Consider the following 21,967-nt stretch of genomic DNA (forward strand, 5'->3'; position numbering starts at 1 on the left):
CGGCGACTCGCGATTCATATCCGCTGTCGGGTGGCGATCACCTCTTGCGCACGACGACGAAGTCCGCGAGGGCCACGAGCTGCTCGCGCACGCGCTGCGGCATGTCGACGTCGTCCAGGGCCCGGATCGCGACGGCGTGCTGGCGGCGCGCCTCGTCGGCGGTCCACTGGCGGCCGCCGGCCGCCTCGATGAGGGCCGCGCGGGCCGCGAACTCCTCCTCCGAGAAGTTCTCGAAGTCGCTGCTCTTGGCGTCGGCGGCGAGCAGTTCGGCGAGCTGCTCGGAGGCCTCCCCGCCGGCGGCGAGTGCGGCGACCACCGGCAGGGACTTCTTGCGCTGGCGCAGGTCGCTCCAGGTCTGCTTGCCGGTCGCCTCCGGGTCGCCCCAGATGCCGAGCAGGTCGTCGATGGCCTGGAAGGCCAGGCCCAGGTGGTAGCCGTACTCCTCCAGCTTGTCGGCGGTGCGGTCGTCCGCGCCGCCGAGCACCGCGCCGATGGACACCGCGCAGGCGAGGAGCGCGCCGGTCTTGTTGCCCTCCATCTCCAGGCACTCCTCGACGCTGACGCGCTCGCGGTGCTCGTAGGAGATGTCCTGCGCCTGGCCGTCGATGAGCTTGCGGCTGGCGGTGGTCAGGCGGCGGGTGGCGCGGCCGGCCTCGACGGTGCCGAGTTCCAGCAGGACCTCGTTGGCGAGGGCGAACAGGGCGTCGCCGACCAGGATGGCCTGGGCCGGTCCGTGGACCTTCCACACGGTGTCGCGGTGGCGGCGCTGCTCGTCGCCGTCCATCAGGTCGTCGTGCAGCAGCGAGAAGTTGTGCACGAGCTCGACCGCGACGGCGCCGGGGATGCCGACCTCGGCCGCGGCGCCCGCGGCTTCGGCGGAGAGCAGCGCGAGCGCGGGACGCACGGCCTTGCCGCCGTCGCCGTCCGCCGCGTTGCCCTGGGCGTCGATCCAGCCGAAGTGGTAGGCGGCGACGGTGTCCATGGGCGCCGCGAGCCGGTCGACGGCGGCGCGGAGCGCGGGGGTCGAGAGCGTACGGCCGCGTTCCAGGAGCGCGATCGTGTCCGCCTTCTCCACGCCCCCTCCGGCTGTGCCCACACTGGCATCCGTGTTCTCGACAGCCGGGTTCCCCGGGTTCACTGGCTCTCCTCTTGTTCCTGTACTTGCGGTGCTGGTGGTGCTAGTGGTGCCGGTGCTGCTGATGGTGCTCGTCATGCCGCCTCCTGCAGAGGGTGTTCGCGGTGGCGGCCGAGCGCGGCGAGTGCGGCGTGGGCCGCGCTCAGTCCGCTCCGGACGGCGCTCTCCATGGTCGCGGGCCAGCCCGTGGCAGTCCACGCACCGGCGAGATAGAGCCCCGGCGTGTCGGTGCGCGCCCCGGGGCGCAGTCGGCCGACGCCGGGGGTGGGGGCGAAGGTGGCCGTCCGCTCCCGGGTGACGAAGAAGTCCCGTACCTTGGCGTCGCGCGCGGCGGGCAACAGCCGCTCCAGCTCGGGCAGGTACTTGGCGCGCAGGACCGAGACGGGCTCGTCGATGTCGTCCTGGGCGACGGACTGGGACAGGGCCAAGTACTGGCCGCCGTCGGGGAGTCCGGAGGATTCCGTACGGTCGAAGACCCACTGGACCGGGGAGCCGAGGGCGGCGAAGAAGGGCTGCTTGAGCACCTTGCGGTCGTAGACCACGTGGACGTTGAGGATGGGCGCGGTGCCGATGTCCAGGAGCGTGTCGCGGTCGGGGAGGGCGTCGGCGGGCAGCAGCCCGTGCGCCTCGCGCTGCGGGACGGCGAGCACGACGGTGCCCGCCTCCAGGGACTCGTCCTCGGTGTCGATCCGCCACGCCCCCTCGGGCATGCGGGAGATGTCCGTGACGCGGGTGCGCAGCTCGGTCCGTACGCCGGCCGCGTCGAGCGCCTTGCGGGCGAGGGTGTCGTGCAGTTCGCCCAGCGGTACCCGGGCCCAGCCGATGTCGGCGGCGCCCTTCTCGGAGAGCAGGCCGGTCTTGAAGACCATGGCGGCCAGGCCCAGTGAGGACTGCTCGGCGGTGGCGTTCAGGGTGGCGATGCCGACCAGGTCCCAGAGGGCCTCGATCGTGCGGGCGGACTGCCCGTAGCGGCCGAGCCAGGTCGCGAAGTCCACGCCGTCGAGCGCCGGGTCGGTGGGGTCCAGGCGGCGCAGCGCGAGGGCGGCGCGGCCGACGCTCAGCCGTTCGGCGAGGGAGAGGTGCCGGTAGCGGGCGAGCGATCCGGCCAGGTGCAGGGGCACGGGCAGGGCGCTGCGGCGCAGCCGGCCCAGGCGCGGTCCGCCGGGGCGGGCGACGTCCAGGACGGGTACGTCGAGCCGGTCCTGCAGGGGTGCGAGGGCGGCGCCGTCGATGCGGTCGAGGAACCACCGGTAGCCGGTGCAGCAGCGCAGGTAGACGTGCTGGCCGTTGTCGACTTCGAGGTCGCCGCGCTTGAAGGAGAAGGCGAGCCCGCCGAGCCGGGGGCGGCCCTCGAGCAGGGTGACGCGGAGCCCGGCGTCGGCGAGTTCGAGGGCGGTGGTGACCCCGGCGAGTCCGCCGCCCACGACGACGGCGTGCTGTTCGAAGCCGGTCATGCGCCCTCCCCCGTGGTGCGGTGGCCCTCCGGGCCGGCCGGTCGGTCCTGCGCGGGCGGGGCCGCCCGGTGTGCGGCTGCCCGGCCCGTGTGGCCGCGGTCCGCCGGAGGAGACGCACCCGCCGCCGGGGCGGTTGCCCGGGCGGCGTCCCGGCCGGGACGGCCGGTCGGGCGCGGGCGCAGGCGTGTGCGCGCCGCGGATGCGGCCGGACCGGCCGCCTCCGGAAGCGCGGTGATCGTGGTCATCAGGCTCGCCTCCGGGTGTTCTGGCGGGAGACGGTGCGTGCGTCGAGGCCGGACAGGCCGCGCACGGCGACGTACGCCTTCTCGTGCGGCGGCAGCGACACGCGGCCCCGCAGCACCGCCTCCGGTTCCCGCTCGATGCGGTCCAGCAGGCGCCGGTAGATGCCGGCCATGGCGGCCACGCAGGCGCCGCTGCGCCGGTCGAGCATCGGCAGCAGCCGGTAGCCCTCGGCGAACAGGGCGCGGGCGCGCCGGACTTCGTGGTGGACGAGTCCGGCGAAGTCGGAGCCGGCGGGCATCCGGTCGCTGCGGAAGCCTTCCGAGCAGCCGAACTTGGCGAGGTCCTCGGCGGGCAGGTAGGTCCGCCCGTTGCCGGCGTCCTCGCGAACGTCCCGCAGGATGTTGGTGAGTTGCAGGGCGAGGCCGAGGGTGTCGGCGTACTCCCCGGCGCGCGCGGCTTCGGCAGCTGCGAGGCCCGGGCCGTTCACCGTGCCGAACACGCCGAGCGAGAGCCGCCCGATGGCCCCGGCCACGCAGCGGCAGTAGGTCTTGAGGTCGTCCCAGGTCTCGTAGGTCTCGCCGCGGACGTCCATCAGGACCCCGTCGATGAGCTCGTCGAGACCGCCGAGCGGGATCGGGAAGCGGCGCGCGGCGTGCGTGAGGGCGACGGCGACCGGGTCGGTGTCGTCCTCGTCGACCTCCTCGGCGAGGATCCGCCCGAGCAGGGCGCGGGTCTCCTCCAGCCGGGCGAACTTGGCTTCGGGCGCCAGCGTGCCGTCGCCGATGTCGTCGACCCGCCGCGAGAAGGCGTACAGCGCGGACATCGCCTGCCGCTTGTCGGTCGGCAGCAGCCGGATGCCGTAGGCGAAGTTGCGTGCCTGTGAACCGGTGACGGCCTCGCAGTAGCTGTAGGCGGCCTGGACCGGTGCGGACGCGTGTGTGAGGCCCTCCACGGTCGGGCTCACCCCTTTCTCGGCGCTGTGCGCAGGACGGCGGCCACCTCGCGGAGCAGGCCGTGCTTGGTGGGCTTGGGCGGGCCGGGGAGTACGTCGAAACCGGCGGCGGTGACGGCTCGGAGGGCCGCACGCCCGCCTCCCACGAAGCCCGCGAGCAACAGCCGGAGTCTGCCGTGCACGCTCCCCACGAGCGGGGTGCCTTCGTCCAGCAGCTCGCGTGCGCGCTCGGTTTCGAACGCGATCAGGGAGCGTACGGACGCGCCGGCGGACGGGGCCGCGAGCTCCGCCTCGGTCACGTGGAAGCGGCGCAGGTCCTCGGCGGGCAGGTAGATCCGGTCGCGGCCGAGGTCCTCGGCGACGTCCTGGAGGTGTTCGACGATCTGCAGGGCGGTGCAGACGGCGTCGGAGCGGCGGATCCGTTCGGGGGTGCTGGTGCCGGTGAGGGAGAGCACCAGGCGGCCGACCGGGTTCGCGGACAACTCGCAGTAGCCGACCAGGTCGGCGTACGTCTCGTAGCGCGCGACCCGCTGGTCCTGGCGGTTGGCCTCGATCAGCCCGAGGAACGGCTCGGGGGTCAGGTCGTGGGCGCGGACGACGGGCCGCAGGGCCTGCAGCAGCGGGTGCCGCGGCGCGCCGGCGGGGCTGCCGGAACCGTTGAAGACACGGTGCAGGTCCGCTTCGAGTGCGTCGAGCATGGCGAGCCGGTCGTCGACCGCGGCGGGGTCGAGACCGAGGAGTACGGCGTCGTGCCCGCCGGGGGCCAGGTCGCCGTCGCCGATGTCGTCGACGAGGCGCGCGTACCCGTAGACGGCCGTCAGTCCGTCGCGCCAGGCGCGGGGGAGGAAGACGGGAGCGACGGGGAAGTTCTCCGCCGCCGCCTTGTCGAGGGTGGCACTCACGTGGACCGTGTCGGCCGGGGGTCGGATGCCGAGCCCCGGGGTCACCGCCCGCCGCCCGGGGCGGGGACGGCCGTCGTGCCTGGGGGCCGGAGAATTCCCGTAGCCATTGCCGTCACATCTCCCGTTCTACACTGCCGACCCATTACATCCTATTTCGGACACGCCGCCGGGGGATTCCCCCGGCTGCCCCAAGGCCCTTCAACTGCGGGGAATCGTCCCCTCTTGCCGCGATTGGGGACCGCCTCAGCTTACGCTGTAGAACGTCGCGGAGCCCTCCCGGGTATTCGCTCCGCCACCGAATGTCGCCGCGAAATGCGAGAACACGATTGAGGCCCCCGCCGCGCTGAGCGGCGGGGGCCTTCGGGTGAAGCGGAAAAGCGCCGCAAGAGGGCGCCGCGCGACCCGGAGGTCAGCCGTTGGTGGCCTTCTCGTATGCCGAGACGACTTCCTCGGTGGGCCCGTCCATCAGGAGCTCGCCCTTCTCCAGCCACAGCACGCGGTCACAGGTGTCGCGGATGGACTTGTTGTTGTGGCTCACCAGGAAGACCGTGCCGGCCTTCTGCCGCAGTTCGCGGATCCGGTCCTCCGAACGCACCTGGAAGCTGCGGTCACCGGTGGCCAGGGCCTCGTCGATCATCAGAACGTCGTGGTCCTTGGCCGCCGCGATCGAGAAGCGCAGGCGCGCCGCCATACCGGAGGAATAGGTACGCATCGGCAGGGAGATGAAGTCGCCCTTCTCGTTGATGCCCGAGAAGTCGACGATGCTCTGGTAACGCTGCTTGATCTGCTCGCGGCTCATGCCCATCGCGAGACCGCCGAGAACGACGTTCCGCTCACCGGTGAGGTCGTTCATCAGGGCCGCGTTGACGCCCAGCAGCGAGGGCTGGCCGTCGGTGTAGACCTTGCCCTCCTCGCAGGGCAGCAGGCCCGCGATGGCGCGCAGCAGGGTGGACTTGCCGGAGCCGTTGGAGCCGATGAGGCCGATCGCCTCGCCGCGGTAGGCGGTGAAGGAGACGCCGCGCACGGCGTGGACCCGCCGGACGCCCGGGGCGTCGCCCTTCTTCCGGCGGACTATCTTGCTGAGCGCGGCGGTGGCCGCGCCCTTGCCGCTGCTGCCGGTGTTGACCCGGTAGACGATGTGGACGCCGTCCGCGATCACGGTGGGGACGCGCCCCTGGGTGTTGTCAGCCACGGCCGTAACGCTCCTCAGACTTCCAGAAGTACACGAAGCCGCCGATGCCGATCACCACGGCCCAGCCCACGGCGAAGGCCCACACGTGCGGAGGCAGGTTCTCGGCGGTGTAGTCCTTGATCAGGGCGAACCGGATGAGGTCCATGTAGATCGCGACCGGGTTCCACAGCAGCAGATCGCTGATCCACTGCGGCTGGTGCTTGAGGTAGACCCCGATCGGGAACATGACGCCGGAGGCGTACATCCAGGTACGCATCACGAACGGCATCAGCTGCGCCAGGTCGGGGGTCTTGGAACCCGCCCGCGCGAAGATCATGGCGAGGCCGGTGTTGAAGACGAACTGGAGCGCGAGCGTCGGGATCACCAGCAGCCAGGAGAGCTGCGGGTAGTTGCCGAAGCAGAGGGCGACGATGAAGACGACGATCATCGAGTACAGCAGCTGCTGGAGCTGCTGGAGCGAGAAGGACACCGGCAGGGCGGCGCGCGGGAAGTGCAGCGCCCGCACCAGGCCGAGGTTCCCGGAGATCGCCCGGACGCCCGCCATCAGCGAGCTCTGCGTGAAGGTGAAGACGAAGATGCCCATCACCAGGAACGGGATGTAGACGTCCTTGGGCATGTCACGGCCGGCTTGGAGGATCAGACCGAAGATCAGCCAGTAGACGACCGCGTTCAGCAGCGGGGTCGCCACCTGCCAGACCTGGCCGAGCTTCGCCTGGCTGTACTGCGCGACCAGCTTGGCCCGGGAGAAGGCCATGATGAAGTGGCGCCGGCCCCAGAGCTGCCGCACGTATTCGCCCAGGCCCGGCCGGGCGCCGCTGACCGAGAGGCCGTACTTCCTGGCGAGCTCCGCGGGGCTCAGCCCCGCGTCGTCGGACAGCGGCCTGCTCGTGGCGAGGGCGCCGTCGTGGGTTGTGTCACTCACAAGTTGAAACTTTCGTCTTCAAGATGCGGCCAGGTGGGCATCAGGCTGGTGGCTCGAGGCCCGTGATCGCGTCATGTTCCCAGACGCGGGCTGGTCAGATGACAGGAGGTCGACCCAGCCGGGTCAACCGCCAGACCGTTCGCCATCTCATCGGGCGGCGGGGTCCGCAGGGAGTGGTCCATCCCTCCCGGAAACCACCGAACCAGGCCTTGAGTGCGGGTGCCGACGGCCTGCGTACGAGCGTCAGCAGGAGCCAGACGCCCAGGTAGACCGGGACCAGCGGGGCGGGCAGGTTGCGGCGGGCGAGCCACACCCGGTTACGAGCCACCATACGGTGGTAGACCGCGTGCCGGGAGGGGGCGGTCGTCGGGTGCAGCAGCACCATGTCCGAGCGGTAGTCGATCAACCACCCTGCGTCGAGCGCCCGCCAGGCCAGATCCGTCTCTTCGTGCGCGTAGAAGAACTCGCCCGGCAGCGCTCCGACCTGCTCGAACACCGTCGTGCGGACGGCGTTGGCGCCGCCCAGGAAGGTGGTCACCCGCGAGGAGCGCATCGGGTCGGAGGCGCGCAGCCGCGGCACGTGCCGGCGCTGGGTCACACCGGTCTCCGGATCGGCGATCCGGAAGCTGATGATCCCGAGCGCAGGATCCTCGGCGAAGGCCTGTCGGCACAGCTCGGCGGTGTCGGTGCGCTCCAGCAGACCGTCGTCGTCCAGGAAGAGCAGCACGTCCACGTCGCTGCCACCGGGGCCGAAGGCTTCGATGCCGACGTTGCGCCCGCCCGGGATGCCCAGGTTCTCGGGCAGGTCGATGCTGCGGACGCCCTCGGGCAGGCCGGTGACCTGCACGCCCTGGCCCACGACGACCACGTCGACGGGGGCTCCGTCCTGGCGGGCCACCGAGTCGAGGAGCGCCTTGAGCTCGTCGGGCCGGTTGCCCATGGTGATGATCACGGCGCCCAGCCGCAGCGGGGCGCTCACTTGAGCCTGCTGGAGGCGAGGATGGACACCAGGTGCAGCACGGTCTGGAGCATCGCGATGGCGGCCAGTACGGCGACCCCGACGCGGGACCAGTACAGGTCGCCCTGCATCTGGTCCACGACGGCCAGCACCAGGATGAGCAGCGAGGCCTCGATGCCCAGGATCAGGCGGTGGAACTTGAGCGCGGAGGCGGCCCGGCGGGCGAGTGCCATGCCCTTCGCGCGCGGCTCGGCCGCCGCGTCCTGGACCACGGGCTTGCCGGCCTGGTGGCGGGCGACGCCGACCAGGTCGGTCTCGGCCTTGATGAGGATGGCGCCGAGCGCGGCCAGGGTGCCCAGGAAGGCCCACAGCCAGTCGGCTCCCCCGGGGCCCCACAGGTCGGCGGCGCGCAGGCCGAAGCCGACCAGGACCGCCGCGTCGCACAGGTAGGCGCCGACCCGGTCCAGGTAGACCCCGGAGAGCGAGAACTGCTTCTTCCAGCGGGCGACCTCGCCGTCGACGCAGTCGAGCAGCAGGTACATCTGGACCGCGATCACGCCGAGGACGGCGCCCCAGATGCCCGGCACCAGCAGCGCCGGCAGGGCGAGGACGCCGGCGAGGGTCATCAGGTAGGTCAGCTGGTTCGGCGTGACCTTGGTGGTGACCAGGAAGCGGGTGATGCGCAGCGAGATCTCACGCATGTAGAGGCGCCCGCCCCAGTGCTCGCCACTGACCCGGTCCTTCACGCCCGCCGGGTGCACGACGGGCCTCAGTTCAGCTACGGATGGTCTTGGCATAGTCGGCGTAAGCGTCCCTGATCTCGGCTGCGGACAGGTTGAGGTGCTCCAGGATCGTGAAGCGTCCCGGGCGGGTCTGGGGGGCGTACTCGACGGCCGCGACGAACTCGTCGATGCTGAAGCCGATCTCCTCGGGGCCGACCGGCAGACCGTGCCGGCGCAGCACCTCGACGAAGAGGCCGGACTGCTCGGCGGCCCCGCGCAGGTGCATCGCGAAGGCGGCGCCGATGCCGACCTGCTCGCCGTGGAGCGCGGAGCGTCCCGGGTGGAGCAGGTCGAAGGCGTGGCTGATCTCGTGACAGGCGCCGGACGACGGGCGGGAGTCCCCGCTGATCGACATGGCGATGCCGGAGAGCACCAGTGCTTCGGAGAGCACGGTGAGGAACTCGTCGTCGCCGCACCCGCCGGGGTGGCGCAGCACGGACTCGCCGGCGGTACGGGCCATGGCGGCGGCCAAGCCGTCGATGGGCTCGCCGTTGATCCGGTGCGAGAGCTCCCAGTCGGCGATCGCCGAGATGTTGGAGATCGCGTCACCGATGCCGGCGCGGATGAACCGGACCGGGGCTTCCTTGATCACGTCGAGGTCGATCACCATGGCGATCGGCGTCGGCACGCCGTAGGAACCGCGGCCGTTGTCGTTGTCCAGGATGGACACCGGCGAGCAGATGCCGTCGTGCGAGAGGTTGGTGGCGACGGCCACCATGGGCAGCCCGACCCGCGCCGCGGCGTACTTGGCCACGTCGATGATCTTGCCGCCGCCCAGGCCGACGACGGCGTCGTAGCGGCGGCCCTTTATGTCGTCGGCCAGCTTGACCGCGGAGTCGATGGTGCCGTCGACGACCGCGTACCAGTCGGCGTGCGGCAGCACGGGCTCCAGCCTGGCGCGCAGCGCCACGCCGGAGCCTCCGCTGATCGCGATGGCCAGCTTGCCGGAGGCGGAGATCCGCTGGTCGGCCAGGAGGCCGGCCAGGTCGTCCATCGCCCCGCGACTGACGTCGACGACGACGGGCGAGGGGATGAGCCTCGTCAGTACTGGCATGCGATCGTCCGGCCCTTGGCGAGGTCGTCGTGGTTGTCGATCTCGACCCACTTGACGTCGCCGATGGGGGCCACGTCGATGGTGAAGCCGTCGTTGACGAGCTGCTGGTAGCCGTCCTCGTAGTAGAGGTCGGGGTCGCGCTCGAAGGTGGTCTTCAGGGCCTCGGCCAGCTGCTCGGCGGCCTCGGGCTCGATGAGGGTGACACCGATGTACTCGCCGGTGGCGTCGGCGGGGTCCATCAGCTTGGTGATCTTCTGAACGCCCTCGCCGTCGGCGGTGACGACCTTCATCTCCTCGTCGGCCAGGTTCTTGACCGTGTCGAGGGCGAGGATGATCTTCTGGCCGTTGCCGCGGGCGGCGAGCAGGGTGCGCTCGACCGAGACCGGGTGGACGGTGTCGCCGTTGGCGAGGATCACGCCCTGCTTGAGGACCTCACGCGCGCACCACAGGGAGTAGGCGTTGTTCCACTCCTCGGCCTTGTCGTTGTCGATCAGCGTGATCTTGACGCCGTACTTGGCCTCCAGGGCCTCGCGGCGGGCGTACACGGCCTCCTTGCGGTAGCCGACGACGATGGCGACCTCGGTCAGGCCGACCTCGGCGAAGTTGCCCAGCGTCAGGTCGAGGACCGTGAGGCTCTCCTCGTCGCCCTCGGGGCCGACCGGCACGAGCGCCTTGGGCAGGGTGTCGGTGTAGGGACGCAGACGGCGTCCGGCACCGGCAGCGAGTACAAGGCCGATCATGCTGGTTCTCCTTCGTCATGTACGGCGGGTGCTCCGGAGGAGACCCAGAATCGGATGCTCTCCACGAGCACCACGAGTGCCACGAACACGGCCACGGCCGTGAGCGCGACGGGGAAGTCCGCTTCGCGCGATACGAGGACGGCCGCCAAGGCCGTGATCAGCAGGACCCGGCCTTCGTGGCCGCCGATCGTCCGCACCAGCCAGTGCGGGGGCGCGCCGGTGCCGCCGCGGATGCGGTACACCGTGTCGTAGTGATGGTAGGCGACCGCCGCGATCAGGCCGAATGCCGCCGGGAGGGCCCCGGGGACGTCCGCCTTGACGGCGAGCGCGAGGACCGTGACGTACTCGGCGGCCCGGAACAGCGGCGGGACCAACCAGTCCAGGGCGCCCTTCAGCGGTGCGGCGACGGCGAGGCCGGCCGCCATGACGTAGATCACGGCGACGGCGATCACCCGCGGGTCGCCGAAGGGCAGGAACACGGCGCCCGCGATCATCACCAGCGTGCCGAGGGCCGCCACGTACACGGAGCCGAAGGACCCGGCCCGGCCGCGCAGCAGGCGGGCCTGGAGCTCGGCGAGCGGTCCCGAGTCGGCCAGGTCGGCCAGCGCCCGGGCCGCCCGGTCGGTGCGGGTGGCCTTGCGCGTCAGGGAGCGCAGGACCCGGCCGGCGGTGGTGTAGAGCGCGCCGAAGGCGCAGCCGACCAGCAGGGCGTAGAAGACGATCCGGGGGGTGGTGAAGGCGGTCAGCACCGCGATCATCGCCCAGCGCTCACCGATCGGCAGGATGATCATCCGGCGGATCCACACGGTCCAGCCGACGCTGTCGAGCCGGTCGGAGAGGGCGGCCGTGGGACTGGTGTTGGCGGTGGCGTCGTGGTTGGCCTCGTTGAAGGAGAAGTCCACGACGTGCCGGCAGGTCATCAGGATCATGGAGCCGACGGCCAGGGCCCAGACGTCGTCGCCGTTCCGGGCCGCGCCGAGCGCGAGGCCCGCGTAGAAGGAGTACTCCTTCGCACGGTCGAAGGTGGCGTCGAGCCAGGCGCCCATCGTCGAGTACTGGAGCGAGTAGCGGGCGAGCTGCCCGTCGGTGCAGTCCAGTACGAAGGAGACGAGGAGCAGCACGCCGGCGGCCACGTAGCCCCAGCGTTCGCCGGTGGCCGCGCAGCCGGCCGCGATCAGCGCGGTGATCAGCGAGGCGGTAGTGACCTGGTTCGGGGTCAGGCCGCGGCGCGCACACCAGCGGGCGATGTAGCGCGAGTAGGGGCTGATGCAGAAGGTGGTGAAGAAGCCGTCGCGGGACTTCACGGCGGTCCGCAGGCGTACGGCCTCGTCGTCGACGGCGGCGACGGCGGCGGTCGCCGCTTCGCGCTCCGCCGGGCCGGCGGGGACGGCGGCGACGAGCGTGCCCAGTTCGGGGCGCTGGACGGCGGTCCCGGCGGCCTCGACGACGGCGGCGAGCCGGTCCGGGTACGGGCCGGCGCCGCCGGATTCCGCGGCGGCGACGGCGACGGCCTTGTCGAGGGCCTCGCGGGCGCCGGCCTGGACGGCGAGGGCGCCGGTGACGGCGCAGGCGTCGAAGCGCGGGTCGGTCAGCGCGAGGCGCAGCGCGTGCACGTGCCCGACGAAGGCGCTGTCCACGACGGCCACCCGCTGGTCGGCGGGGACGCCCGCCAGCGCAGCGGCGACCTCGTGGGGACCGGCGGCCGGGCGGACGTCGAAGCCGAGGGAGCGCAGCTCGTCCGCGAGCGGTGATCCGGGGACCGGCAGGCCGGTGAGGATGACGGTCGGCAGACGAACTCACTCCTTGTAACGGATTCCGAACGCGCGCCCTCATGGGGTGGCGGCACGTCGGCAGAGGCTATCGGATGAATGGAAGCAGGGGTTCACCACCCGTTTACGCCCCGATAAGCCGAATATTCGGGCCCCGGGCCGGGTTCCGATCATCATTGACGATCACGGCGCCCTACCACAAACGGCCTCGATGTTACGGTGGACACGCCCCTGAACGTGTCGAGTGGAAAGAGGTGGGTTGATGACCGTCGTAGTGGTCGCGGCCATGCGCAGCGAACTCCGGTGCATCCCCCATTCCTTCCGGGCATCCGGCCGGGCCTGACCACACAGCTGGGCCTCGTCGGCCGGAGCCCCCGTTCCAAGGGTTCACGTTGACCGACAGCAATTCCTTCGACGCCGCCTCCGATCTCGACGGCGTCGACGACTTCACGCACGCCTTCTTCGCCCTGCACCACGGCCTGCCCCGGCAGGCGCCGGGCTCCGACGCGAGCACCCGCCACCTGTTGTCCCTGTGCGGACCGCTGCCCGAGCGGCCGCGCGTCCTGGACCTGGGCTGCGGCCCGGGCCGCAGCGCGCTGCTGCTCGCCGCCGAGGCGGGCGCGGCCGGCGCGGGCGCCGAGGTGACCGCCGTCGACCTGCACGCCCCCTTCCTCGACGAGCTCCGTGCGGCCGCCGCGGCCCGCGGACTCGCCGACCGGGTCCGCACCGTGGAGGCGGACATGGGCGCGCTCCCGGGCGAGGGCTTCGAGGACGGCTCCTTCGACCTCGTCTGGGCGGAGGGCTCCGCCTACCTCCTCGGCTTCGACGCCGCGCTCGCGCGGTGGAAACGACTGCTCGCCCCGGGCGGCACCCTCGTCCTGACCGAGTGCCAGTGGTCGGTCGCCCGGCCGTCCGCGGGCGCCCGCGCCTTCTGGGACCCGCACTACGCGCTGCGCACCACCGCCGGCAACCTGGCGGCCGCCCAGGCCGCCGGGTACCGGGTGCTCGGCGTGCACGAGCTGCCCGACTCCGACTGGGCCGAGTACTACGGCCCGCTCGCCGAGCGGGTCCGGGCCCTGTCCGCAACCGGCGGCCCGGCGATGGCGCGGGCCCTGGCCGCGACGCGCGAGGAGCTCGACGTACGGGCCCGCCACGGGCACGAGTACGGGTACGCGGGCTACGTCCTGCGCCCGGTGAGCGCCGGGGACGGCGACGCCTGGCCCGCCCGGCCGGAGGCCGCGGCCGACGCGGCGGCCGTCCGGGAGATCAACCTGGCGGCCTTCGGGACCCCGCTGGAGGCCGACCTCGTGGACGCGCTGCGCGGCGACGCCTCCTGGCTGCCCGGGCTGTCGTACGTGGCCGAGGCCCCGGACGGGTCGGTGGCGGCGCACGCCCTGCTGACCCGGTGCGAGGTCGACGGCGCCCCGGCGCTCGCGCTCGCCCCGGTGGCGGCCGATCCCGTGCTCCAGCGCTCGGGCGCGGGCAGCTCGGTCGTACGGGCCCTGCTCGCGGCGGCCCGGGAGCGCGGGGAGTCACTGGTCCTCGTCCTGGGGCACCCGGAGTACTATCCGCGCTTCGGTTTCCTGCCGGCGTCGCACTTCGGGATCCGGGCCCCCTTCGAGGTCCCCGACGAGGCCATGATGGCGCTGGTGCTGGATGGTTCCCGCCCGGTGCCCGCGGGAATGATCAAGTACCCGGATCCGTTCGGGGTCTGACGCGCACCGTCAGGTGATGTGACACGTGATGCGATCCGCCCCTCGTCGCCTAGCACGCGACGGGGGCGGACATGCGTGGTTCTCCGAAGTGGGGACAAGCCTCTTTTGTACGGCAGACTGAAGGCCGAAGTCCGAAGCGAAGGATGGGTATGCCGACCACACCAGCCACCGCCGCGAACAGCGCGTCCAACGGCACCGGTACGCAAGAACCGATCATGCTCGAACTGGTCGACGAGGCCGGCAACACCATCGGCACGGCGGAGAAGCTCTCCGCCCATCAGGCGCCCGGGCAGTTGCACCGGGCGTTCTCCGTGTTCCTCTTCGACGAGCAGGGTCGTCTGCTGCTCCAGCAGCGGGCCCTCGGGAAGTACCACTCCCCCGGCGTCTGGTCGAACACCTGTTGCGGTCACCCCTACCCCGGGGAGTCGCCGTTCGCGGCCGCGGCCCGGCGGACCCATGAGGAGCTGGGCCTGTCGCCCTCGCTCCTCGCACAGGCGGGGACGGTGCGCTACAACCACCCGGACCCCGCATCGGGTCTGGTGGAGCAGGAGTTCAATCACCTGTTCGTGGGACTCGCGCAGACCGTCGTGCGGCCGGATCCGGAGGAGGTCGAGGACACCGCCTTCGTCACCGCCGAGGAACTGGCGAAGCGGCACGCCGAAGTGCCCTTCTCGGCCTGGTTCATGACCGTGCTGGACGCGGCGCGGCCCGCGATCCGCGAGCTGACCGGCGACGCGGCGGGCTGGTAACCCGTACGCCGTCCCGCTCCTGCGACGTCCCGCCCTCCACCGCCCCGCCGGCCGCCGCTCACCCGGTGGTCGCAGGGGCGGTGAGCGGCAGGGCCGCCCAGATCACCTTGCCGCCGGTCGAGGTGTGCTCGACGTCGCAGACCCCGCCGGCCTCCAGGGTGATCTCCCGGACCAGGAGCAGGCCCCGGCCGCCGGTCTGACCGAAGTCGGCCTCGAGAGCCTTGGGGCGGTAGGGGTGGTTGTCCTCCACGGCCACCCGCACCCACGCACGGCCGATCGCGACCTCGACCGCGACCTCCGGCGAGAGCAGGGCGGCGTGCCGGACCGAGTTCGTCACCAGCTCGGAGACGATCAGGAGCAGGGAGTACACGAGGTCCTGATGGGCCGGCACCCCCTGGCGCCCGAGCAGGTCCCGGACCGCACGACGGGCCTGCGGAACGGATTCTTCAACCGCGGGAGCGGTGAACCTCCACACTCCCTCATAGGCGAGGGGATCGGCCGGAGCCTCCACCTCACCCGCCTTGGCCGGCGGGACGCTCCCGCTGACATCCATTTTCCGTCCCCCGTCTTCGCGCTCGATCGTCTCCACGCGACAAGAGTGGGGAACGGGCTGGTGCGACCCGGACTGCTGACCAGAAGTCAGCGTCTATCGGACACTTTCTGACCGCTGGCGTATGACAGAGTCAGTTGTTCGACTATTCCTGATCTTCTGTCCGCCGCTTCCCGGCCGCCTCGCCCGCCCCGTCCCCCGCGGCCGCCGCCGCCGGAGTCCCGTCCTCCCTGACCAACCCCAGGATGCGACGGGAGCCCATGCCCATGGCCACCAGGCTCAGCCCGTCGAACAGCAGGGCGAGGGAGAAGAAGGTTCCGATCACGTACAGACTGTTGCCGGGCCAGTTGGAGAGGATCAGGAAGCCCAGCAGGATCCCGAAGGCGCCCTGGACGACCGCGAGCCCGAAGTTGGCACCGCGCACCACCAGCGCCCCGACCAGCCGGAACACCCCGCCGGTCAGGAAGAGCAGCGCGGCGAACATGGTCAGCGCCTCGGCGCTCGCCTCGGGACGGCGCAGGATCACGAAGCCCGCGGCCAGGTTGATCGCGGCGACGACGACGGCGAGCCAGAAGTAGTTGCTCCTGCGCCACTGCACGGCCTGCAGCAGACCCACCACACCGCCGATCAGCAGCAGCCAGCCGAAGAGGAACATCGAGGTGAGGGTGGCGACGGCGGTGTAGACGAGGCCGACCAGCCCGGCCAGCGCCAGCAGCACCCCGAGCGCGGTCATCAGCGCGAAACTGCGATTGAGCTTCTTCTTCTCGCGCTGCGGTTCCGGGCCCCCGACCTTGGCCCCGGTACGGTCCGCACGGTCTGCGCCCATGAACGTGCCACCTCCTCGCACCCCTGGGGGGTGCCTTGCCGATCAGGCCGGGCCCGACCGACGAGACACCCCCGAGGACTCCCTTGATCATAGGTATGACCGCCCGGGATAGCATCCGGCGCATGGACGCAGCCACGGACGCAACCCTCCTGCACGCGGTCGCCGACGGGGTGGCCACGATCGTCATCTCGCACCCCGCCAAGCGCAACGCCATGACCGCCGCCATGTGGCGGGCGCTCCCGGAGCTGGTGACGGGCCTGGCGGACGACCCTGCGGTACGGGTGCTCGTACTGACCGGGGCCGGACCGACCTTCTGCGCGGGCGCCGACATCTCCTCGCTGACCGGGGACGCGGCGGAGCCCGGACACGCCACGGGCCCCGGGGCCGCCGGGGCCGCGGACCCGCGGGACCTGGCCGTGGCCGCCGAGGAGGCGCTGGCCGCCTTCCCCAAGCCCACGCTGGCGGCGATCCGCGGCTTCTGCGTGGGCGGCGGCAGCCAGCTCGCGGCCGCCTGCGATCTGCGCTTCGCCGAGGAGGGGGCCTCCTTCGGGGTCACCCCCGCCAAGCTCGGCATCGTCTACCCGGCGTCCTCCACCCGCAGGCTCGCTTCCCTGGTCGGCCCGGGCTGGGCCAAGTACCTCCTCTTCTCCGCGGAACTGATCGGCGCGGAGACGGCGCTGCGCGCGGGGTTCCTGAACGAACTGCTGCCGGCCGGCCAACTGGACAAGCGCGTCGCCGAGTTCACCCGGATCCTGGCCTCGCGCTCACAGCTGACGCAGGCGGCGGCCAAGGAGTTCACGGACGGCCGGACCGACCGGGACGCGTACTGGAAGGACCAGGCCGCCGGGAGCGAGGACACCGCGGAGGGCGTCGCCGCGTTCCTGGAGCGCCGGGCTCCGCGCTTCACGTGGACCCCCTGACGGCCGGCCGTCAGCCGGGCAGGCCGTTCCCCCGCAGCATCTCGACGAGAGCCGCCGGGGCCTTGTCCGGTGAGCCGGCGTCGTAGGGCGGCTGGGGGTCGTACTCGGTCATCAGCTGCACGGCCCGGGCGAAGTCGTCGCCGGCGATCCGGCCGAGCAGGGTGAGCCCCATGTCGATCCCGGCGGACACCCCGGCGGCGGTGACGTACTTTCCGTCGAACACCACGCGCTCGCCGGTGGGCTCCACCCCGAGCTTCGGCAGCTTGTCCAGGTACAGCCAGTGGCTGGTGGCCCGGCGGCCGTCGAGCAGCCCGGCGGCGGCCAGCAGCAGGGATCCGGTACACACCGAGGTGGTCCAGGTGGTGGTGGCGTCGACCGTGCGCAGCCAGTCCATGACCACGGGATTGGCCATCTCCCGGTCGGGATGCGGCCCCCCGGGCACGATCACGATGTCGGGCCGGGTGACCTCGTCGAGCCCCTTGTCGGCGACGAGCGCGAGCGACCCGTTGTCGGTCCGCACGGGCCCGGGCCGCTCGGAGACGAAGACGACCTCGGCGTCGGACAGCCGGCCGAGGGTGTCGAAGGGCCCGATGGCGTCCAGGGCGGTGAAGTGGTCGTAGAGAAGTACGGCGATCTGCATGGCTCCTCCGGAGCGCTGGTCGGAACAGTACGCCGCCCCGGTGGGGCGGCTCCTTCTGCTGGATGCGCCGGGGCCGGCCCTCAGCGGCGCGACGTGCGGAAACGGCGGCGGTACTCGGCGGGCGGCTGGCCGAGGGTCCGTACGAATGCCCGGCGCAACGCCTCCGGGTTCCCGTACCCGCAGGCCCGGGCGATCTGTGCGATCCCTTCCCCGCTCTCCTCGAGCAGCCGCCGCGCGTGGTCCACCCGGACCCGTTCGACGTACCGGCCGGGCGTGACCCCGGTCTCCGCCTGGAAGGCGCGTGCGAAGTGCCGCGGTGACAGTCGGGCCCGGGCGGCGAGGTGCTCGACGCCCAGCTTCTCCCCCGGGTGCTCGGCGATCCATTGCTGCACGTCCCTCAGCGGGTCCCGGCGGGCCGTCTGGGCGGCCAGTTGCGCGCTGAACTGCGCCTGGTTGCCGGGCCTGCGCAGGAACACCACCAGGTGCCGGGCGATCGTCAGGGCGACGTCCTGCCCGTGGTCCTCCTCCACCAGCGCCAGGGCGAGGTCGATCCCCGCCGTGACCCCCGCCGAGGTGGCCACCGGTCCGTCCCGTACGTAGATCGGGTCCGGCTCGACGGCGACGGCCGGGTAGTCCCGCGCCATCCGCTCGCACGCGTTCCAGTGCGTCGTCGCCCGCCGCCCGTCGAGCAGCCCCGCCTCGGCCAGCAGCAGGCCTCCCGTGCACACGGAGACCAGCCGCTCCGCGCCACCCCCGTGGGTACGGAGCCAGTCGGTGAGCCGGGGCTCGAAGTCCGCCGAGAACCGTCCCCCGGGCACCAGGACCGTGGTGCCGGGCCCCGGCCGGGCGCTCGCCAGGTCCCCGTCCGGCACCAGCGTCAGCCCGCTGCTGGTGCGGACGGGCGCTCCCGCGGGAGAGACCGTCCGGATCGCGTACCCGGCCCGCCCCGGGAAGTGGGCGAGTGCGGCGAACACCTCCACCGGCCCGGTCACGTCCAGGCTCTGGACCCCGTCGTAGAGGAGGACGAGGACGGTGCGCGGCGATGACGACATGGCTTCATGGTGTTCCGCCCCCGCGATGGCCGCAATGACGTGCTTCCCACCTATCCGGCCATGCCGGGCACCCGTTCGCGCGCGGATAGGATCGGCACATCATGACTGCAACCCTCGTCGCCAAGAAGCTCACCGCCGCGCACGGTGAGCGCACCCTCTTCGCCGATCTCGACCTCGTCGTCGCCCCCGGCGACGTCATCGGCCTCGTCGGCGTGAACGGCGCCGGGAAGTCCACCCTGCTGCGGCTGCTCGCCGGGCTGGACGCCCCCGAGACGGGGGAGCTGCGGCTCTCCCCGCCCGGTGCCGCCGTCGGCCACCTCCCGCAGGAGCCGGAGCGCCGGCCCGAGGAGTCGGTCCGGGAGTTCCTGGCCCGCCGTACGGGCGTGGCGGCCGCGCAGGCCGAGCTCGACGCGGCGACGCAGGGTCTGGTGGACGGAACGCCCGGTGCGGACGACGCGTACGCGAACGCGCTGGACACGTGGCTGAACCTCGGCGGCGCCGACCTCGACGAGCGGGCCCAGGAGGTCGCCGACGAGCTCGGCCTCGCCGTCGGTCTCGACCTGCCCATGACGGCGCTCTCCGGCGGTCAGGCGGCCCGCGCGGGTCTCGCCTCCCTCCTGCTGTCGCGCTACGACGTCTTCCTGCTCGACGAGCCCACCAACGACCTGGACCTGGACGGTCTGGAGCGGCTGGAGCGGTTCGTCAAGGGGCTGCGGGCCGGCACGGTCGTGATCAGCCACGACCGCGAGTTCCTGACCCGGACGGTCACCAAGGTCCTCGAACTCGACCTCGCGCAGCAGCAGATCAACCTCTACGGCGGCGGCTACGACTCCTACCTGGAGGAGCGCGAGCGCGCCCGCAACCACGCCCGCGAGGAGTTCGACGAGTACGCGGGCAAGAAGTCGGCGCTCGAAGGCCGGGCCCAGATGCAGCGCAACTGGATGGACAAGGGCGTGCGCAACGCCCGCCGCAAGGCTTCCGACAACGACAAGATCGGCAAGAACCTGCGGGGCGAGTCGAGCGAGAAGCAAGCCGCCAAGGCTCGTCAGACGGCGCGGGCGATCGAGCGGCTGGAGGTCGTCGAGGAGCCCCGCAAGGAGTGGGAGCTGCGCATGGAGATCGCGGCGGCCCCGCGCTCGGGCTCCGTGGTGGCGACCCTGCGCGAGGCGGCCGTCAAGCGCGGGGACTTCTCCTTCGGCCCGGCGAGCCTGCAGATCGACTGGGCGGACCGGGTGGCGATCACCGGGGCCAACGGCGCCGGCAAGTCCACCCTCCTCGCCGTGCTCCTGGGACGGCTGGCTCCGGACTCCGGCTCCGCCACCCTCGGCTCCGGCGTCCTGGTCGGCGAGGTGGACCAGGCGCGCGGCCTGTTCCTCGGCGACGAACCGCTGCTCGAAGCCTTCTGCGCGGCGGTCCCCGAGACCGAGCCGGCCGAGGTCCGCACCCTGCTGGCCAAGTTCGGCCTCAAGGCGGCCCACGTCCTGCGCCCGGCGGCCACCCTCTCCCCGGGTGAGCGCACCCGTGCGGCGCTGGCCCTGCTCCAGGGCCGCGGGGTGAACCTGCTGGTCCTGGACGAGCCGACCAACCACCTCGACCTGCCGGCGATCGAACAGCTGGAGTCGGCCCTCGACGCCTACGAGGGCACCCTCCTGCTGGTCACCCACGACCGCCGCATGCTGGACGCGGTGCACGTGACCCGCCGCCTGGAGGTCTCCGGCGGCAAGGTCACCGAGCTCTAGCGGACACGATCTAGGGAAGCCGGTCCGGGCGGGCGGCGATGTCCGTGGCCCAGGCGCGGAACGCGCGCAGGTCCTCGGGCGGGATGCGGAGTTCCTCGGGGACGAGGTCGGAGCGGGCCGCGTCGAGGAGGTCGGCGAGGCCGAGGTGGAACCAATCCCAGTGCACGGAGTTGTAAGCCACCATGAGCGGCCGGACCCGCTCCCGGATCGCGGCCGCCTCGGCGGCGTCGACCCCGGCGGCGGCCAGCCGCTCCAGGGTCGCCGCCCGGTGCCGGCGGTCGAACTCGGCGTCGAGGAAGGGTTCGAGCAGGTCGCCCCAGACGTCGGGCCGGGAGCGCAACGGGATCCCGTTGTCGGTGCAGAACTGCTCGAGCTCCGCCTGCCGGACGGACGTCACGAAGACGATCTCGCCCGAGCGGGTGCGGATCTCGGGCGGAACGGCGGACGGATCGGCCTCCCGGACCGTGGACGCGCACAGCACGCCCCCGGGTGCGGCGTCGGGCAGGGCGCCGTCGCCTTCCGGGAGGCGGACGCGGTCACCGTCGAAGAGCGGGTCGAAGATCACCCGGACATCGTCTCCCACGACCGCCCCATATGGGAACGTTTGTGCGAGATCGCCTATTCGGGACCCTTTCGACGGCCCCGGTACCCGTGGTCTTGCCCCGGGCGGTCGAGGCGGCTCGCCTCGTCCGTGTCCGCGGCGCGGACGGGCCCGGGCCCGGGCTTCGGACCCGGCTTCGGGGGCTGCTCGGGCTGCGGGACCTGCCGCTCCTTCCCGCCGTCGTTCCCGGCGCGGTGCGGGCCTCCGCCGGCTCCACCCTGTTCGTCCATGGCGCGTCCTCTCTCTCACCCGGCGGCTGCCCGGGACGCGACCCGCCAAACCGGACCCGTTCAGGCCGCCCGGTCCGCCGGAGGCCGGCGCTTGCGGGCCATCCGGGCAGCCACGAACGTGCGCGGCAGGTGGCGGGCGGCGAGGGCGTAGGCGCGGTAGCGGCGGCCGGTGATGCTGACCGGGCGGCGCAGGGCGAGGTCCTTCAGGGCCTGCGCGACCACGGCCTCCGGCTCCAGCCAGACCGCGTCGCGCAGCGCGCTGACGTCCATGCCGGCCCGCTCCTGGAACTCGGTGCGGGTGAAGCCGGGGACCACGGCCAGCACCCGGACCCCGTACGGCGCCATGTCCACCCTGAGGGACTCGCTGAAGGCGGTGATCCAGGCCTTGGCGGCCCCGTAGGTCCCGGTCGGCAGGAGTCCCGCCACCGAGGAGACGTTGAGGACCGCGCCCCGGCGGCGTGCGCGCAGGCCCGGCAGCACGGCGTGGGTGAGCCGGAGCGGGACCTTGACCAGCAGGTCGAGCATCCGCTCCTCCTCCTCGACCGGGCTGTGGGGGAAGGGCGCGGGCAGCCCGAAGCCCGCGTTGTTGACCAGGATGTCCACGGGCCGGACCGGGTCGGCGAGCCGCTCGGTGACGGCCGCGCAGTCCGCCGGGTCCAGCAGGTCGGCGGGCAGCACCTCGGACGCGGTGCCGTACGTGCGGGCCAGTTCGGCGGCGACGGCGTCGAGTCGGTCCTTGTCCCGGGCCACGAGGACCAGGTCGCAGCCCTTGGCGGCGAAGCCGCGGGCGAAGGCCGCGCCCAGTCCGGCGCTGGCCCCGGTGATCAGTACGGTGGTCAAGA

The 21,967-nt window shown here is 72.3% G+C and carries 23 protein-coding genes; 5 read left to right on the forward strand and 18 right to left on the reverse strand.

The genetic code is table 11. The annotated features are described in order from the left end of the window. Positions 1 to 37: 37 nt before the first annotated feature. The 12 genes from OG386_RS09810 to OG386_RS09865 form a co-directional block, all read right to left on the reverse strand. The gene (locus OG386_RS09810; protein WP_327382239.1) at positions 38 to 1,213 is read right to left on the reverse strand and encodes a polyprenyl synthetase family protein; all 1,176 of its coding nucleotides are present in this window, start codon (positions 1,211 to 1,213) and stop codon (positions 38 to 40) included. Next, positions 1,210 to 2,589 carry a hydroxysqualene dehydroxylase HpnE gene (gene hpnE / locus OG386_RS09815; protein ID WP_328787780.1) on the reverse strand — a complete coding sequence of 460 codons (1,380 nt, stop codon included), beginning with the start codon at positions 2,587 to 2,589 and terminating at the stop codon, positions 1,210 to 1,212. Before hpnE ends, OG386_RS09810 begins: the two co-directional genes overlap by 4 nt. Next, the gene (locus tag OG386_RS09820) at positions 2,586 to 2,834 is read right to left on the reverse strand and encodes a hypothetical protein (RefSeq protein ID WP_328787781.1); all 249 of its coding nucleotides are present in this window, start codon (positions 2,832 to 2,834) and stop codon (positions 2,586 to 2,588) included. Before OG386_RS09820 ends, hpnE begins: the two co-directional genes overlap by 4 nt. After that, positions 2,834 to 3,796 carry a presqualene diphosphate synthase HpnD gene (hpnD, locus tag OG386_RS09825; protein WP_405789467.1) on the reverse strand — a complete coding sequence of 321 codons (963 nt, stop codon included), beginning with the start codon at positions 3,794 to 3,796 and terminating at the stop codon, positions 2,834 to 2,836. The genes OG386_RS09820 and hpnD overlap by 1 nt, the downstream gene beginning before the upstream one ends. Next, positions 3,793 to 4,686 (reverse strand): squalene synthase HpnC, encoded by an 894-nt coding sequence (gene hpnC, locus OG386_RS09830; RefSeq protein ID WP_328787783.1) that lies wholly within the window; start codon positions 4,684 to 4,686, stop codon positions 3,793 to 3,795. Before hpnC ends, hpnD begins: the two co-directional genes overlap by 4 nt. A 409-nt stretch (positions 4,687 to 5,095) precedes the next feature. Next, positions 5,096 to 5,878: an ABC transporter ATP-binding protein gene (locus OG386_RS09835; RefSeq protein WP_030010274.1), complete on the reverse strand. Its 783-nt coding sequence runs from the start codon at positions 5,876 to 5,878 to the stop codon at positions 5,096 to 5,098. Beyond that, entirely contained in the window at positions 5,871 to 6,800 is a 930-nt protein-coding gene (locus tag OG386_RS09840; protein ID WP_328787784.1) for an ABC transporter permease, read from the reverse strand. The genes OG386_RS09835 and OG386_RS09840 overlap by 8 nt, the downstream gene beginning before the upstream one ends. Positions 6,801 to 6,894: 94 nt before the next feature. Then, the gene (locus tag OG386_RS09845; RefSeq protein ID WP_030010276.1) at positions 6,895 to 7,779 is read right to left on the reverse strand and encodes a glycosyltransferase family 2 protein; all 885 of its coding nucleotides are present in this window, start codon (positions 7,777 to 7,779) and stop codon (positions 6,895 to 6,897) included. Then, positions 7,776 to 8,555, reverse strand: a complete 780-nt coding sequence (locus OG386_RS09850) for a CDP-alcohol phosphatidyltransferase family protein (RefSeq protein ID WP_328787785.1) — start codon at positions 8,553 to 8,555, stop codon at positions 7,776 to 7,778. The genes OG386_RS09845 and OG386_RS09850 overlap by 4 nt, the downstream gene beginning before the upstream one ends. Beyond that, a complete protein-coding gene (locus tag OG386_RS09855) occupies positions 8,533 to 9,594 on the reverse strand; it encodes an iron-containing alcohol dehydrogenase family protein (RefSeq protein WP_189741197.1) in 1,062 nt (353 codons plus the stop codon). The genes OG386_RS09850 and OG386_RS09855 overlap by 23 nt, the downstream gene beginning before the upstream one ends. Continuing rightward, positions 9,582 to 10,334, reverse strand: a complete 753-nt coding sequence (locus tag OG386_RS09860) for a phosphocholine cytidylyltransferase family protein (protein WP_328787786.1) — start codon at positions 10,332 to 10,334, stop codon at positions 9,582 to 9,584. The genes OG386_RS09855 and OG386_RS09860 overlap by 13 nt, the downstream gene beginning before the upstream one ends. After that, positions 10,331 to 11,971, reverse strand: a complete 1,641-nt coding sequence (locus OG386_RS09865) for a DUF5941 domain-containing protein (RefSeq protein WP_328787787.1) — start codon at positions 11,969 to 11,971, stop codon at positions 10,331 to 10,333. The genes OG386_RS09860 and OG386_RS09865 overlap by 4 nt, the downstream gene beginning before the upstream one ends. Between OG386_RS09865 and OG386_RS09870 the strand changes: the two genes are divergently transcribed. From OG386_RS09870 to idi, 3 genes are all read left to right on the forward strand, one after another. Next, positions 11,948 to 12,085, forward strand: a complete 138-nt coding sequence (locus OG386_RS09870) for a hypothetical protein (protein ID WP_328787788.1) — start codon at positions 11,948 to 11,950, stop codon at positions 12,083 to 12,085. The genes OG386_RS09865 and OG386_RS09870 overlap by 24 nt on opposite strands. A 410-nt stretch (positions 12,086 to 12,495) precedes the next feature. Then, on the forward strand, positions 12,496 to 13,818 hold the full coding sequence (locus tag OG386_RS09875; RefSeq protein ID WP_443053160.1) for a methyltransferase domain-containing protein: 1,323 nt from the start codon (positions 12,496 to 12,498) through the stop codon (positions 13,816 to 13,818). Between the two features lie 149 nt (positions 13,819 to 13,967). Next, the gene (gene idi, locus OG386_RS09880; RefSeq protein WP_030771441.1) at positions 13,968 to 14,567 is read left to right on the forward strand and encodes an isopentenyl-diphosphate Delta-isomerase; all 600 of its coding nucleotides are present in this window, start codon (positions 13,968 to 13,970) and stop codon (positions 14,565 to 14,567) included. Positions 14,568 to 14,625: 58 nt separating this feature from the next. Here idi and OG386_RS09885 read toward each other — a convergent pair whose 3' ends face one another. Together OG386_RS09885 and OG386_RS09890 are read right to left on the reverse strand one after the other, a co-directional pair. Further along, entirely contained in the window at positions 14,626 to 15,120 is a 495-nt protein-coding gene (locus tag OG386_RS09885) for an ATP-binding protein (protein WP_327382253.1), read from the reverse strand. Positions 15,121 to 15,262: 142 nt separating this feature from the next. Then, positions 15,263 to 15,943, reverse strand: a complete 681-nt coding sequence (locus OG386_RS09890; RefSeq protein WP_328787789.1) for an HdeD family acid-resistance protein — start codon at positions 15,941 to 15,943, stop codon at positions 15,263 to 15,265. Between the two features lie 122 nt (positions 15,944 to 16,065). Between OG386_RS09890 and OG386_RS09895 the strand changes: the two genes are divergently transcribed. Further along, a complete protein-coding gene (locus OG386_RS09895) occupies positions 16,066 to 16,863 on the forward strand; it encodes an enoyl-CoA hydratase/isomerase family protein (RefSeq protein ID WP_328787790.1) in 798 nt (265 codons plus the stop codon). A 10-nt stretch (positions 16,864 to 16,873) separates the two neighbouring features. On the opposite strand, the gene OG386_RS09900 is transcribed toward OG386_RS09895, so the two are convergent. Further along, complete coding sequence (locus tag OG386_RS09900; protein WP_328787791.1) at positions 16,874 to 17,503, reverse strand: DJ-1/PfpI family protein; 630 nt, start codon at positions 17,501 to 17,503, stop codon at positions 16,874 to 16,876. An 80-nt stretch (positions 17,504 to 17,583) separates the two neighbouring features. Continuing rightward, the gene (locus OG386_RS09905; protein WP_328787792.1) at positions 17,584 to 18,555 is read right to left on the reverse strand and encodes a GlxA family transcriptional regulator; all 972 of its coding nucleotides are present in this window, start codon (positions 18,553 to 18,555) and stop codon (positions 17,584 to 17,586) included. Between the two features lie 101 nt (positions 18,556 to 18,656). On the opposite strand from OG386_RS09905, the gene OG386_RS09910 reads away from it, so the two are divergent. After that, positions 18,657 to 20,294, forward strand: a complete 1,638-nt coding sequence (locus OG386_RS09910; RefSeq protein ID WP_328787793.1) for an ABC-F family ATP-binding cassette domain-containing protein — start codon at positions 18,657 to 18,659, stop codon at positions 20,292 to 20,294. A 10-nt stretch (positions 20,295 to 20,304) separates the two neighbouring features. Here OG386_RS09910 and OG386_RS09915 read toward each other — a convergent pair whose 3' ends face one another. Both OG386_RS09915 and OG386_RS09920 read right to left on the reverse strand, forming a co-directional pair. Beyond that, positions 20,305 to 20,877, reverse strand: coding sequence for a hypothetical protein (locus OG386_RS09915; protein ID WP_328787794.1), 573 nt, complete (start codon positions 20,875 to 20,877; stop codon positions 20,305 to 20,307). A gap of 308 nt (positions 20,878 to 21,185) precedes the next feature. Then, positions 21,186 to 21,965, reverse strand: a complete 780-nt coding sequence (locus OG386_RS09920) for an SDR family NAD(P)-dependent oxidoreductase (RefSeq protein WP_328787795.1) — start codon at positions 21,963 to 21,965, stop codon at positions 21,186 to 21,188. Between the last annotated feature and the right edge of the window lie 2 nt (positions 21,966 to 21,967).

Origin of the sequence: Streptomyces sp. NBC_00273 (genome assembly GCF_036178145.1) — a bacterium.
Taxonomy (GTDB): Bacteria; Actinomycetota; Actinomycetes; order Streptomycetales; family Streptomycetaceae; genus Streptomyces.

Excerpts from the sequence above, each read along its gene's own strand:
- OG386_RS09810 (WP_327382239.1), bottom strand. The coding sequence starts at position 1,213 with ATGACGAGCACCATCAGCAGCACCGGCACCACTAGCACCACCAGCACC.
- hpnE (WP_328787780.1), bottom strand. The coding sequence starts at position 2,589 with ATGACCGGCTTCGAACAGCACGCCGTCGTCGTGGGCGGCGGACTCGCC.
- OG386_RS09820 (WP_328787781.1), bottom strand. The coding sequence starts at position 2,834 with ATGACCACGATCACCGCGCTTCCGGAGGCGGCCGGTCCGGCCGCATCC.
- OG386_RS09850 (WP_328787785.1), bottom strand. The coding sequence starts at position 8,555 with ATGCCAAGACCATCCGTAGCTGAACTGAGGCCCGTCGTGCACCCGGCG.
- OG386_RS09855 (WP_189741197.1), bottom strand. The coding sequence starts at position 9,594 with ATGCCAGTACTGACGAGGCTCATCCCCTCGCCCGTCGTCGTCGACGTC.
- OG386_RS09860 (WP_328787786.1), bottom strand. The coding sequence starts at position 10,334 with ATGATCGGCCTTGTACTCGCTGCCGGTGCCGGACGCCGTCTGCGTCCC.
- idi (WP_030771441.1), top strand. The coding sequence starts at position 13,968 with ATGCCGACCACACCAGCCACCGCCGCGAACAGCGCGTCCAACGGCACC.
- OG386_RS09885 (WP_327382253.1), bottom strand. The coding sequence starts at position 15,120 with ATGGATGTCAGCGGGAGCGTCCCGCCGGCCAAGGCGGGTGAGGTGGAG.
- OG386_RS09890 (WP_328787789.1), bottom strand. The coding sequence starts at position 15,943 with ATGGGCGCAGACCGTGCGGACCGTACCGGGGCCAAGGTCGGGGGCCCG.
- OG386_RS09895 (WP_328787790.1), top strand. The coding sequence starts at position 16,066 with ATGGACGCAGCCACGGACGCAACCCTCCTGCACGCGGTCGCCGACGGG.
- OG386_RS09900 (WP_328787791.1), bottom strand. The coding sequence starts at position 17,503 with ATGCAGATCGCCGTACTTCTCTACGACCACTTCACCGCCCTGGACGCC.
- OG386_RS09905 (WP_328787792.1), bottom strand. The coding sequence starts at position 18,555 with ATGTCGTCATCGCCGCGCACCGTCCTCGTCCTCCTCTACGACGGGGTC.
- OG386_RS09910 (WP_328787793.1), top strand. The coding sequence starts at position 18,657 with ATGACTGCAACCCTCGTCGCCAAGAAGCTCACCGCCGCGCACGGTGAG.